Origin of the sequence: Bifidobacterium callitrichidarum (assembly GCF_003129905.1) — a bacterium.
Taxonomy (GTDB): Bacteria; Actinomycetota; Actinomycetes; order Actinomycetales; family Bifidobacteriaceae; genus Bifidobacterium; species Bifidobacterium callitrichidarum.
Map to the genome: position 1 here is coordinate 33,542 of NZ_QFFM01000004.1, position 13,076 is coordinate 46,617.

General features: G+C 60.7%; 12 protein-coding genes. 11 read left to right on the forward strand and 1 reads right to left on the reverse strand.

The features are described from left to right. The first annotated feature begins 26 nt into the window (after nt 1–26). The 6 genes from DF196_RS02655 to DF196_RS02680 all read left to right on the forward strand — a co-directional run bounded on the left by DF196_RS02655 (nt 27) and on the right by DF196_RS02680 (nt 5,635). Nucleotides 27–1,616, forward strand: coding sequence for an asparagine synthase-related protein (locus DF196_RS02655; RefSeq protein WP_082440439.1), 1,590 nt, complete (start codon nt 27–29; stop codon nt 1,614–1,616). Next, nucleotides 1,603–1,875, forward strand: a complete 273-nt coding sequence (locus tag DF196_RS02660) for a PqqD family protein (protein WP_055427646.1) — start codon at nt 1,603–1,605, stop codon at nt 1,873–1,875. Before DF196_RS02655 ends, DF196_RS02660 begins: the two co-directional genes overlap by 14 nt. After that, the gene (locus tag DF196_RS14170; RefSeq protein ID WP_082440438.1) at nt 1,872–2,297 is read left to right on the forward strand and encodes a lasso peptide biosynthesis B2 protein; all 426 of its coding nucleotides are present in this window, start codon (nt 1,872–1,874) and stop codon (nt 2,295–2,297) included. The genes DF196_RS02660 and DF196_RS14170 overlap by 4 nt, the downstream gene beginning before the upstream one ends. A 215-nt stretch (nt 2,298–2,512) precedes the next feature. Beyond that, nucleotides 2,513–2,830 carry a lactococcin 972 family bacteriocin gene (locus tag DF196_RS02670; protein WP_082440437.1) on the forward strand — a complete coding sequence of 106 codons (318 nt, stop codon included), beginning with the start codon at nt 2,513–2,515 and terminating at the stop codon, nt 2,828–2,830. A gap of 15 nt (nt 2,831–2,845) precedes the next feature. Next, entirely contained in the window at nt 2,846–4,957 is a 2,112-nt protein-coding gene (locus DF196_RS02675) for a hypothetical protein (protein WP_143248718.1), read from the forward strand. A 3-nt stretch (nt 4,958–4,960) separates the two neighbouring features. Next, nucleotides 4,961–5,635, forward strand: coding sequence for an ATP-binding cassette domain-containing protein (locus tag DF196_RS02680; protein WP_201780449.1), 675 nt, complete (start codon nt 4,961–4,963; stop codon nt 5,633–5,635). A gap of 93 nt (nt 5,636–5,728) precedes the next feature. Here the strand turns inward: DF196_RS02680 and DF196_RS02685 are convergent, their stop codons facing one another. Beyond that, entirely contained in the window at nt 5,729–7,054 is a 1,326-nt protein-coding gene (locus DF196_RS02685) for an ABC transporter substrate-binding protein (protein WP_055427644.1), read from the reverse strand. A 233-nt stretch (nt 7,055–7,287) separates the two neighbouring features. Here DF196_RS02685 and DF196_RS02690 point away from each other — a divergent pair, with 233 nt between their 5' ends. The 5 genes from DF196_RS02690 (at nt 7,288) to DF196_RS02710 (ending at nt 12,992) form a co-directional block, all read left to right on the forward strand. Then, the gene (locus tag DF196_RS02690; RefSeq protein WP_094729296.1) at nt 7,288–8,403 is read left to right on the forward strand and encodes an ROK family protein; all 1,116 of its coding nucleotides are present in this window, start codon (nt 7,288–7,290) and stop codon (nt 8,401–8,403) included. Nucleotides 8,404–8,534: 131 nt separating this feature from the next. Further along, on the forward strand, nt 8,535–9,464 hold the full coding sequence (locus DF196_RS02695; protein ID WP_094667170.1) for an ROK family protein: 930 nt from the start codon (nt 8,535–8,537) through the stop codon (nt 9,462–9,464). Between the two features lie 396 nt (nt 9,465–9,860). Further along, nucleotides 9,861–11,171 (forward strand): sugar ABC transporter substrate-binding protein, encoded by a 1,311-nt coding sequence (locus DF196_RS02700; RefSeq protein ID WP_206603768.1) that lies wholly within the window; start codon nt 9,861–9,863, stop codon nt 11,169–11,171. 10 nt (nt 11,172–11,181) lie between these two features. Beyond that, nucleotides 11,182–12,117 carry a carbohydrate ABC transporter permease gene (locus DF196_RS02705; protein ID WP_170114959.1) on the forward strand — a complete coding sequence of 312 codons (936 nt, stop codon included), beginning with the start codon at nt 11,182–11,184 and terminating at the stop codon, nt 12,115–12,117. A 2-nt stretch (nt 12,118–12,119) separates the two neighbouring features. Continuing rightward, the gene (locus DF196_RS02710) at nt 12,120–12,992 is read left to right on the forward strand and encodes a carbohydrate ABC transporter permease (RefSeq protein WP_109056370.1); all 873 of its coding nucleotides are present in this window, start codon (nt 12,120–12,122) and stop codon (nt 12,990–12,992) included. Nucleotides 12,993–13,076: the final 84 nt, after the last annotated feature.

The following is a 13,076-nucleotide window of genomic DNA, read 5'->3' on the forward strand; positions in this document are numbered from 1 at the left end:
TAGCTGTATCAGGATAGGGAAACGTGATGCCGTTTACGTATAAGAACCCAAACCGTACCGTGATTGTCCGCGGCGGGAAGCCAACGGACTGTTCGAAGCTTCCCGCCTCCATCAGCATCAATGACGAGGGAACATGCGTCCAAGTTCCTCTGCTGAGTGGCGATCGCATGTTCTGGATCGTCTCCGAAGATGAAGTGCTCCTGTCGGACAGCGCCTCCCGACTTGCAAGCATCACGAACGCCGATCTTGACCTAGAACGCATTGTCATGGATCTGCTGCCTTCGCTCCCTGACAGCCTACGAGGGGACAAATCCCCATGGAGGAACGTACATTCCATACCTGTCGCAACCATACTGCACCTCGACAAATCCAATAGGCCGCGATATACGAGAGCGGAACCTTCACCCATAAAACATGTTTCAAACGGCGCAATTCTGGCATCGCTAAGGAGCAGTTTCCTGACGATCGCGGATGAGTGGCGCAATGAGGCACTACTATCCGCCGATGTGTCCGGAGGAGTGGATTCCGCCGCCATCACATACATCTTCGCCAGCGAGGGGGTTCGTATGCCCCTGTATCATGAAACACCCGACGATCCAATGAATCAGGATTCCCAATGGGCCGAGCGAATCTCCGAGGACGTTCGGATGCCACTCATCAAAGTCGGCCGAGTCGTGGATGGAAACAGATCATTCGAACCCGCAGCCGAATACCCCAACAACGAGATACCTGAAGAACCGATCTACTGGAGCGATATCGAAGGCTATCTCAGCCGAATCTCCGAAATGGAGGCAGGCACAAGCCGTATCCATGTCACAGGTTTCGGAGGAGACGAGCTGTTCGCATCTATGCCATCCTCATCTTGGAGCTGCCTGCGGGAACACCCACTGCGACTACGAGACATCCGAAGACAATACAGCGCCGATTACCGAATCCCACCCCATCAGGCAATTCTCGATCTGACCGATAACACCGATCTGTATGAGGAATTACGGTCATCGTTCCTGGACGCGGAACAAGGTCATAACCATCGCTCCTCGCCTTGTGGATGGCACGATGTCATACTCATTCCCGAATTCCTGACCACAAAAGCCAGGGATATCCTATATAGCGCTATTGAATCACAATTCAAACACGCCGACATTCGGCCATTGAGCCCCGACCGAAGCCGTCATCAGGCGCTCTATTCTCTGTCAATGCAGGCACGAATGCTCAATCAGGTTAATCGGACGTTCGCCTCTGACGACATAACGTTCCGCTCCCCCTACCTGGACCATGGGATCGCGGACTATGCGCTATGCGCCCCAATCAGTGCACGCACCGAAGGAAATCTACACAAAGCCGTATTGTACCGGGCACTCAAAGGCATAGTCCCCGAAACGATATTCCGGCGTCCCGTCAAAGGCGATCACTCATATTCACTGTATCTGGCCTGGCAACGCTCGAAGGACTCGCTGCTCAACTCAATCACCGGTGGAGAGCTGGACGAAGAAGGATTGATCGATATGCCAGCCATACGGCGTCGAGCTTCCATGCCGATGCCTGACATCACGTTTCTGTTCGAAATGCAACGAGTCGCGGCAGTGGAAAGGTGGCTAAGACATGCAAACCGATGACACGATGGCGAACACCAGCCTGAAGGACCAGATATCTCTGTATCCCAAAGAGGGAGGGGCAATCGTATTCGTCAACGACACCGGCGAATACCTGCAGATCAACGAAATAGGCCGAATCATCCTCGACGGTCTGATGCACGGCAAAACCGTCGAGGATTGCACGAATGAAATCGCCGAAGAATATCGGGCTGACAGACAAATCATCGTCCGGGATACGGAACGATTTCTCGCCGATATGGGGAAGCACGTGCGTTTATGAGCATCCCTCTACAGCCGGAAGCAATCACACGAGTCAACTTTCACGACCGCCTGGTGGCGCTGATTGCCATCATTATCGGAAGACAGATGGAACGACAACGAATCGGAGAGTTTTGCCGTCAGCTTGAAACGTGGTCCGAACGGTATCCGCCAGCCGATGCCGACATGGCGAAGCGTTACCGCAACGCCGTATGTGCGGTAAGCCGCAGATGCCGCAGCCAGCAGGGTTGTCTGCTTCGGTCTCTCTCCACAGCGGCGGCATGCCGCATATCTCACCGATCCGTCACATGGTGCACCGGATTCACCGATCGTCCCTTTCGCGCACACGCCTGGGTCGAAGTCAACGGCACACCCATCGGCGAACCTGATGCCATCGGACAATACATCATCACCAGATCTAGCTCTGCACGAAAGAATCAATGACGCAACAACTAGGACACCGACCCTCGCATAAAGAATTTCCATGCACAAGATGAAGTTGTGGCTGCCATTTGTCATCTCAAGATAGCGAGATTGGGGGCTTCATGTCATCTCCAGATGTCAACGAGCTTGCTCGTCATTGCCCGTCGCATTCTCGCTTAGGACAATAGTTCTTACGGAGTCGAAAAGAATTCGGCCTACTATAGAAAGGGTCAAAGATGACCGATAAACATCGACGTGTCAAAGCAATGGCTGCTATCGTTCTAGCGGCAGGACTATCTCTGGGAGCCACCGGGACAGCAATGGCGGCTGTCGTACCTGCCGGTGGTGGAACTTGGAACTACGGAATCATGGATTTCGGTGAAGGCTATAACTGGTCAAACTATCGTCATCCATCTGCTCTTCACGGTTCCAGTGTAACCGGTGATGTCGGACTTGTCCGGTCAGAATGCGCAGTGAAGAAGCAGTGGTCTACCGCGACTGCTTATGACAGCAATCCCCTTCGAATCGATCAGGCATATTGGAGATATTGCTAATCGAGAATTGATTAGGTGATGCCGCAAAACGGCATCACCTTTAATGAGTTTGAGGAGGGTGCCATGCGCAGCGGGTCCATTCGTCTGGCGGTGTGGATTGCGGCGTTTGCCGCAATGTTGGGTTCGTTTCTGCTGTTGAACGCGCTGGATCTGTCGGGGCCTCTTATGGTACGGGCCACTGTGCAGGTATCGGGGCCGTCACCGCAGGTCAGGAGCGAGGCGACGGTCGGTGTGATATCCGAGGTGGCGCTGGCGGACAGGGTCAATATCGTCAAAAGCGTCGCCGATGTGCGGGATCCCGGTGGTGCTAGACACTTGTATGTCGCGGTCGGCAATCCTGCCGGTGACGCCGCTTCGTGGATCGGGCACGGGTATCCGTCGTTCAACGTCTCGATGCGGACTGTAGTCGGCCGGATGGATGAGTTGGCCACTTCCGATCCGCGGGGAACGTATTACGTGTTCGACGGGCCCGCCGCTTCGGCCGTCGACCTGCAGCAGAAACTGCAGTCCCAGGGGTACCGGGTCCTTGTCAAGACGAGTTTCGTCGGTTCGTATGCGCAATGGGTCATGTCGAGGCCCGTCGGGGTGGGACTGGTCGTCGTGCTGCTGTTGTGTGCGACGTTGGCGGGCGGTTTCTCCCTGATGAACGCGAAGGGATACGCGGTGCAGCGGCTTCAAGGTTCAGGCCCGTTGATGATGGTGGCCCGGGATGTCAAGGCCAATGCGGTTTCCTGCATGTTGGGGGCATGCGTTATCAGCATTGTGGCTTGCTCTCTGGTGGCAGCGCACAACCATGGGGCCCAGTGGGGCCTGTTCGGCATGCTCTCGGCCGCGATCTTCCTAACCATATGCGTGGGTCTGGCAATCGCCTATGGAGTGGGATTCATAATCGCGGCCGCGCAGCCCCTGTTGTCCGCGGTCAAGGGGCGGCTACCCCGCAGACTGCCTTCCATCGCGGTGTACTGCGTGCGCATTCCGGCGATATTCATCACCATATGGTCGGTGACGTTGTTGTTCACCGCCGTGGGGAATATGCGCAACCAGTGGCAGGCCCAGGAGGCGTGGCGGGGCGCCGGCGATGTGGCGCAGGTGCATCTCAATCCGAACATGTCGACGGACGAGCAGGACGCGTACAGTCGCAGGACCGGCGAATGGCTGGAACACGCCGAAGACGAGGGGCGGATGATTCTGGCCCATGAGGACGACCTGCGGTTCATGGCGCCCACTGAGGGCGACGGGGAGACAGCGTCCAGCACGGTGCTGCTGGTCAATGGCAACTATCTGCGACACCAGACGGTCAGGGATGACAAGGGGCGTCGCCTGACATCCGGCTCCAAGGCGGTGAAGGTGGTGATCCCGTATGATGCGGACGCGGCGGCCGTGAAAGCGTACGAGAAAGCGATCGACAGCTGGGCGCGATCCCATGCGTCGGCCTACGGCGTTCCGGTTCCCGAGATCGACTATGTGCGCGGCGAGCGGGGCCAGCGGCTATTCGGCTACGGGTCAGCCCTGCCCGACACGCCCACCTTGTTCGATGACGCGCTGATTGTTGTGGTCGACAACGGCAGCGGACTGTTGTCCTTCGACGATTACGCGGCGTATGCCAGCCAGGGCGATGCACTGCTGGATGACGCGCAGTACGCGATCACGTCCTCAAGGCAGGCGGGTCTGGAGGACTTCATCCTTGCCGTAAGCGATGCCGGGCAGAATGCCGCGACGCATTACGCGCAGCTCAGATCGGATCTGGTCGTCCACGGGTACAACGTCATGATGTCGGCCGTCGTCCTCATCGCCTCGGCCGTGGCCATCGCCCGAATCAGGGTCCGCGAGCGAGCCCAGACCATCTTCGCCCGGTACATCCACGGATGGTCCTTCGCGAGAACCCATCTGAGCCTAGTCATCGTCGAATCGATACTGGCGATCATTCCGTCCATATGGTTCGTGTCGCAGGCCGTTCTGGCCGCGCGCCGGTCCACCGTCTCGTACGCTCAGAACAATCCGCTGCTGCTCGACGGGTATCAGCCGCTCATCGCCGTCCTGATCGCCATGACAAGTCTCGCGGTCTGCCTGCTGTCCACCGCCGCATACGTGCGCGGCAACGTCCGAAACCATGCTAGGGAGGAGTAAACGATGACCACCGCATTATCCGGCCACATGCCCGATCGCACGCCGGTGAGCACACGGCTTGACGTCCGGGGCCTGTCCAAATCCTTCGGCGATCACCTGCTGTGGAAGGACCTCGGATTCTCGGCCCATTCGGGACAGATGATCGCTCTCACCGGACCATCCGGATCCGGCAAGAGCACACTGCTGAACTGCATCGGCCTCTTGGAGAAGCCGGACGGCGGCGCGATAGAAGTGAACGGGAGAGACATCACCCGATACCACGCGCACGGCGCGCGAATGTTCCGCAAACACACCCTGGGCTATCTGTTCCAGGACTACGCGCTCATCGACAACGCCACCATCGAGGAAAACCTGAACGTCGCCCTGCCACACCTCCCGTCACGGGTAAGGAAGACCACCATCTCCCACGCCCTGCAACGGGTCGGTCTGGCCGACCGCCAAAGGGAGCTGGTCTACCAGCTCTCCGGCGGTGAACAACAACGCGTCGCACTGGCGCGCCTCATCGTCAAACAACCTGAAGTCATTCTCGCCGACGAACCTACCGGTGCTCTCGACCACGACAACGCCGACATGGTCATCCACACCCTGCGCGACATGGCCGGCAACGGCGGCATCGTCATCATCGCCACCCACTCCGACCACGTAGTCGAATCATGCGACTGGAGCATCCAACTTTAGTATTCCTCCCGTTATAATAACGGGAGGAATACTAAACGAACAAGATAAGTCATAGCCAGCGCTATAGCTATCTCCTGAAATCAGGGAATCAAATCAATGGATGATGAAACCTTGATCTTCGGCGTAGAGTTTCAGCGCCTTTTGCCACTTGTCAGCGGCAGCCTTGAAAGTCTCCTTGCCGGAGAAGAATGATCCCATATTGTCGTTGTAGATGGAGCGGGCATAGGGTTCGAAGGGCAGGAACTCCCATTTGCCGGTGACGTCCTTGGCGGCCTGGGAGAAGACCTCGTTGTATTTCTGGCCGCCGAAGAACTCGTTGTCGCTGCCGTCGGCGTTTCTGAGCGTGGTCTTGGCGAGGAAGTCCTTCTGGTTGAGGGTCTTGGTGGTGGCGGGGAAGCTGCCGTTGGATACGCGGGCGTCGATGCCTTCGTCGTTGGTGGTGACGTATTCGACGAACTTTTTGGCGGCGTCGAGTTTGCCGTCGGGGATCTTCTTGGTGATGGCCAGTCCGCTGCCGCCGTATTCGCCGTTGATGGGCGTGCCGTCGATGGTGGGCAGGAGGGCTACGCGGAATTTGCCGGTGGCTTGGGGCACGCCCTGCAGGAGGTTGTTGGCCATCCATGCGCCGCTGATGAGGCTGGCGATGGAGCTGTCGCCCAGTGACTTCATCCAGTCGTCGGTCCAGGTCTTCGTGTGGACGTCGATCAGGTCCTCGTCACGCATCTTCTGCCAGAGGTCCATGAACCGCTGGGCGCCCTTGTCCTTGGTGATATTGATGGTCAGTTTTTCGTCGTTGAGTTTGTAGGCGTGGCCGCCCATGGCCCACATCATCGCGTTGAACAGGCCCGCGTCGCCGGAGTCGGAGGTGATGTAGGAGCCGGTGGCGCGGATCTTCTTCGCGTCCTCGTAGAACTCGTCCCAGGTGGTCGGCGGTTCGCTGATGCCGGCCTTGTCGAACACGTCCTTGTCGTAGAAGTAGGCCATCGGGCCCGAGTCGGCGGGCATCGCGTACAGGCCGCCGTTGATGTTCACGGAGCTCCAGGTGCCGGGGGTGAACGTGTCCTTGAGCTTGACGGTGTCGTAGATCTTGCTCAGGTCCATGAGCGTGCCGGAGTGCACGAACTGCGGGATGGCGAGGTATTCGATCAGGGTGACGTCGGGCAGGCCGTTGCCGGCCTGGGCCGCGTTGTTGAGCGCGGTGTAGGTCTCCTCGGTGCTGCCGACGTTGCTCACCTTCACCGTGATGTCGGGGTTGGCCTTCATGAAGTTTTTGGCGGCGCGATCGATGCTGGCGTCCCATGACCATACCGTCAGTTCGGTCTTGCCCGAGCTTGTGGTCGTGTTGCCGCATCCCGCGAGCGGGATGAGCAGGGCTCCGATGGCGGCCGTGGCTATGGCTGCGCGTGTGGTGTTGTTCATGTTGGTCTTCTTTCCGTGCTTGACCGTCTTTGGCCGTATGTCGCAACTATTTTGTTTGGATGTCGAACATGATTATGTACAGAGATGGGAAACTTGTCAAAGTGCCGGGGTTTTCATATTGTCAGTCCCCTGATGGGTGTTATTCTGAAAGCCGTTCGAGGATGACGCCGGGATGTCCGTCCCGATAATGTGATTCCGCATTTCCGCAATCGTCTCACCCGAGGAGGGCTCCCATGTACGCTAAATCCAATCCCAGCGACGCAAGGGCCAACAACCGTAGACTGTTGTTCCGGCTGCTGTTCCCCGACCGGCAACTGTCGCGCGCCGACCTATGCAAGGAGACGGGGCTCTCGCGCGCCACCGCCACGGATGTGACCGGCGAGATGATCGACGACGGCCTGCTACGTGAACTGGGGTCGGGGAAACGGGATGGCCGCGGCAAGCCGGGCACCTTGCTGGCCATCGATACGGACGTGCTTCGTCTGGTGTGCATCGATCTGTCGCGCCCGTATGTGATGACCGGCGCCGTGATGGATCTGCGGGCCAGAATCGTGGAGCGTCGCGAACGTGTGCTTGATGATGGCGATCGGGTCGATCTCGACGACGTGCTTTCGCTTGTCGGTCAGATGATCCGGCTTGCCGGTTCGGGGCTTGTCGGCATCGGCGTCGCAGTCCCCGGCGTGGTCTCCGGTGCGGGGAGGGTGATATCCAGTTCCAATCTCGGCTGGGACGACGTGGAGCTTCGCGACATGCTCGAAGGCGAGTTCTCGTTGCCGGTCCGAGTGGACAACGACGCGAACGCCGCACTGCTCGCCGACCGCTTCCTCGGGCACGGCAATCCCAACTGCCTGCTCGTGCAGATCACCCGGGGCATCGGTGCGTCGGTGCTGCTGAACGACGAGTTCGTGGATGGCGACGACCATGCGGCCGGTGAGATCGGCCATGTTGTGATCGACCCGAATGGTCCGGCATGCACCTGCGGCAAGCGCGGCTGCCTGGAGACCTACGTCTCCGCCATCGCGTTGCGCGACCGCATTCGCCAGGACCCGAATCGGCGCGCGGACATCCTGGCCGAAGCTGGTGCGAGGCTCGGCGGAGCTCTGGCCATGCCGGCGAGCCTGTTGAATCTTCATGACATCGCCGTCTACGGACCTCCCGACATCGTCGGCGAGACGCTGCTCAATGCATGCGACGAGACCGTCAACTCCTTGTCGCGGAACGACTACCAGAGCAGTATGCGGGTGCGTCGGTGTGAGCTCGGTGACGACGCCACTCTGCGGGGGCAGGCGGTCTCCGTGCTGCGCGAGATCGTGGGCAGGCGCGGGCTGTCCGCGGCGGCCTCGTCCTGACGCCACGTGCGTCCCGCCGCCAAGCGCGCGTGGCGTGGTGTATCATCGCTTCCCGAATCCAATATGTAAGGATTCCGAACATAATGGCGGGCGGACGAAACAGGAGTCCGCCCTCGGGAACGGAGATCGTCATGACGATGAATGCCAGTGGTACGCCGGAAACAGAGAACCTGCGCGTCGGCGTGGATGTCGGCGGAACGAAGATCGAGGCGGTGCTGACCGATGCGGCCGGCACGGTTCTCGCATCCGCGCGCAAGGCAGCCCGGAAAGGCGGTGACGAGGTCGTGGAGGATGCGGTAGCCATCGTGCGGCAGGTGGCCGGAATGCGGTTCGATGAGGTGAGATCGGTGGGCATCGGCATCCCCGGGCTGGTGCACCGCGACACCGGGCGCGTGGAGAACGTGGTCAATCTCGGAATTGAGAACCTGGAGCTGGGAGGTCGCGCATCCGGCATGCTCGGCCTTCCCGTGTGGGTGGACAACGATGTGAACGCCGCGGCGCTGGGAGCCTATGGAACGCTACCCGACCGGCTCAAGCACGGCAGGATGGCGTTCGTCAACCTAGGGACGGGGCTGGCGGCCGGCTTCGTTCGCGCCGGTCTCGTCGAACGCGGCGACACCGGCGCCCTCGGGGAGATCGGCCACCTGCCGGTGGACCCCAACCGCATGGCGTGCAAATGCGGTCAGCGCGGATGCCTGGAGACCGCATGCTCGGGAGGGGGCCTGCGGCGCATGTGGCCCGTCGCGGATCCTCCGCTGCCCGACATCCTCGCGAGGGCCGACGGCGGCGATGGCGAAGCGGAACGGGTTCTTGGCATCGCGCTGCATGCCCTCGCCGACGTCGTGCAGATCGTCGCCCAGGCCGCGGATCCTTCGGTCATCGTCATCGGAGGCGGTGTTTCCCGCGCCGGGTCCCCGTTGCTTGATGCGCTGCGCGGGGAACTGCGCAACAGGGAGGCCTCCAGCGGATTCATCGCGGGTCTGCGGCTGACGGAACGCCTGCGGCTCGCCGATGCGTCGATTCCGATCGGCGCGCTCGGAGCGTCCCTCATCGCCTGCTGACCAGACCCCGGTGCCGACGGACCATCGGCGCGCCGAAACCAGATTCCCCAATCTCCAACAGACGGGGTGCACCACATCCATTATTTTGTTCGACTGACTTGCAAAAAAGGTTAAGGCGTCATATCCTTGGCTCTCAAGGAGGTTGAAACCAACTACAGGAATTACGCAAGGCTTGCTAACAAAATATCCGGTCTTGCTGCGGCGCGATGCCCAGAAGTGGTGTGGCGTCATGTTCCTCGGTATCGCTACGGACGTCGGCAACGGCGTCCGTAGCGGCATCGCCCGCGCACGGCAGCGCGGGCGGATACGGACCCGGGACCGTCGTGCGCAGCGGCACGTCGCGCCATTCCTCCGAACGACGGCGTCGGGCAGGCATTCCAGGAAAAGGAAACCATCATGAGAACGAAGAGGATTTCAGCGGCCATCGCCTTGGCGGCCGCGTCGGCGCTCACCCTGTCGGGATGCTCGATGGGAGCCCCGTCCGGCGGCTCACAGCAGGATGCATCCGCAGGCGGCAAGCTGACGGTGTGGATCATGCAGGGCGACCAGAGCGAGGACACCATCAAGGCGATCAACGAGCGGTTCACCAAGGAGACGGGCGTCAAGGTCGATGTGCAGACCCAGGTGTGGGCCGACATCAACACGAAGGTGACGACCGCGCTGTCCACGGACACGCCGCCGGACGTGATCGATCTGGGCAACACGCAGGTCGCAGGGTTCGCCGTGAGCGGCGGCCTTCTGGATCTGACGGACAAGGCCGACGACATGAGGCAGGGGCACACCTGGCTGTCCGGCCTTGAGGAGCCCGCCACCATCGACGGCAGACTGTACGGCATCCCCGCGCTGGGAGCCGCCGGCGCCGTGATCTACAACAAGAAGATGTGGTCCGCGGCCGGAATCGACAATCCTCCGAGCACGTACGAGGAGCTTGAGACCGATCTCCAGAAGCTCCGGGACGCGAACACCGACAAGGACTTCTCCCCGTTCTATATGCCGGGGCGTGACTGGAAGTCGGCGGCACGGTGGATCTGGGATGCCGGCGGCGACTTCGCCGAACAGCAGTCGGACGGAACCTGGAAGAGCACCCTGTCGAGCGACAAGTCACTCAAGGGCATCGACCAATGGCTGGAATTCCAGCACAAGTGGTCCTCCGAGGCATCCCGCTCGCTGGACACCGGCAACCCCGACTTCAGCCAGCTGCTGGCCGAAGGCAAGACCAGTGCGATCCTGAACAACAGCGCCGGCATCCGCACCATCCAGCAGTACAACCCCGACCTCACGACCGACGATCTGGGATCGTTCCCCATGCCCGGCGCCAGCGGCAAGCTCCAGCCGGCGATGATGGCCGGTTCGGTGTGGGGCGTTGCGCAGAAGAGCAAGCGTCAGGAGCTGGCGCTCAAGTGGATCAAGATCGCCGCGAGCCCCGAGATCCAGAAGGACTACGTGTTCGCCAAGGACGGATGGATGCCCAACTACGTCGAAGGCCTCGACGAGGTCATGAAGTCCGCGGACTTCCCGTCCTACCTGACCGGCTTCTTCGAATCGGCGAAGGACACCAAGGCCACACCGGCGTCCCCGCAATGGCTGACCATCGAGAACGACAGCTCCCTGAACTGCTTCGGCGACATCGCCACCGGCGCGACCACGGCCAAGGCCGCGGCCAAGTCGTTCGACGAGCATGCGGACTCCCTGTACGCGAAGAAGTAGGGGAAGCGTGATGAGCAATGCGCAATCGACGGCTGCCGCCGTCCCCGTGGTGAAGCGGCGTCGCAATCTGACGCCCCTGTGGCTGCTGACGCCCGCCGGCGTGATCATCGTCGCGCTGGTCGTGGTGCCGTTGGTCTTCCTGGTCTTCACGTCGTTCACGGACTTCAACCAGAAGACCCTGTTCACGGGCTCGTTCAACATCGTCGGGTTCGACCAGTACGAGAACGTGCTGGCCGACCCGGAGTTCTACAAGTCGCTGGCCCGCACGTTCGGGTTCGCGGCCGCCCTCGTGGCCGGCAGCGTGCTGATCGGCATGGGCGTGGCCCAGCTGATGACCAAGCTGGGGCCGGTGATGCGCTGGCTGGTCACGTTCGTGCTGATCTTCGCATGGGCCATGCCGAACGTCGCCTCGTCGGTGGTGTGGAAGTGGCTGTTCCAGCCGGGGTACGGCGTGGTCAACTGGCTGCTGACCCAGACCCGGCTGTTCGGCGACGTGACGAACCTGTCGTGGACCGACAACACGTGGCTCGCGTTCCTGGAGATCTGGCTGCTGGTCGTCTGGCAGGCCGTCCCGTACATCGCGATCAACCTGTACGCGGCGACCACGCAGGTGGACAAGTCCTGCCTTGAGGCGGCCCAATTGGACGGCTGTTCGAAGCTGCGCTGCTACTGGCAGATCACCGTGCCGCTGATCAAGCCGAGCCTGATGGTCATCACGATGCTGTCGGTGATCTGGGACTTCAACGTGTTCAACCAGATCTGGCTCGTCTCCCAGGGAGGACCCCGCGAGACGACCGCGACGATCGGCATCTTCACCTACAAGAAGGCGTTCGTGTCGTTCGACATCGGCACCGGCGCCGCCGCGAGCGTGCTGGTCACGCTCATCCTGCTCGCCCTGACGAGCGTGTACATCCGCTACCTGCTCAAATCCGGGGAGGACCTGTGACCATGAATAGGGCAACCGCAAACCACGGCATCGCGCCGCGCGCCAAGCGCAGCGCATCGGCCGAGCTGCGCCGCATCGGCACGATCGTATTGGCCGTCGCGTTCTGCATCGTGTGGATCTTCCCGGTCTACTGGATGTTCGTCACGTCGATCAAGCCGCGCAACCAGATCATGACCGCCACTCCCGTGTTCTGGCCCGCGAAGCTGTCGATCGACAACTTCATGGTGGCCGTCACCCAGACCTCGTTTCTGACGAACCTGAAGAACAGCGTGATCGTGACCGCCGTGTCGATCGTCCTGTCGATCGTCCTCGCGTTCTTCGCGTGCGCGGCCCTGACCCTCTACCGGTTCCGCGGCCGCAAGGCGATCATGGTGTTCGTGCTGGCCATCCAGATGACCTCGGGCGGCATCATCCCGCAGTTCATCATCTTCAACCAGTTCGGCCTGCTCAACAAGTACAGCGGCCTGATCCTCGCGTACATCGCCATGGTCCTGCCGTTCGCGATCTGGAACATGCGCGGCTTCTTCCTGAACATCCCGAAGGACATCTTCGAGTCCGCGGCCGTCGAGGGAGCCAACGACTGGCAGATCCTGTGGAAGATCACCTTCCCCCTGGCCGCGCCCGGCATCGTGTCCACGTCCGTGTTCGCGTTCATCAACGCCTGGAACGACTACATGACCGCCTACACGTTCATGAAGGACCAGTCCAAGTACACGCTGCCCGTATGGCTCTCCTCGTTCTCCACGCCCACCATGGGCACCGACTTCGGCGGACAGATGGCCGCATCCGTCATCTTCTCCCTGCCCGTCGTGATCTTCTTCATGATCATTCAACGCAACATCATGAAGGGCGTCACCACTGGAGCCGTCAAATAACACAAACGGAGCGATGAACAATGCGTGCGGCGCCGGGACCATTTCCGCGAGTGGTTCCGGCGCCGCGCGTCATCTCGGAACCCA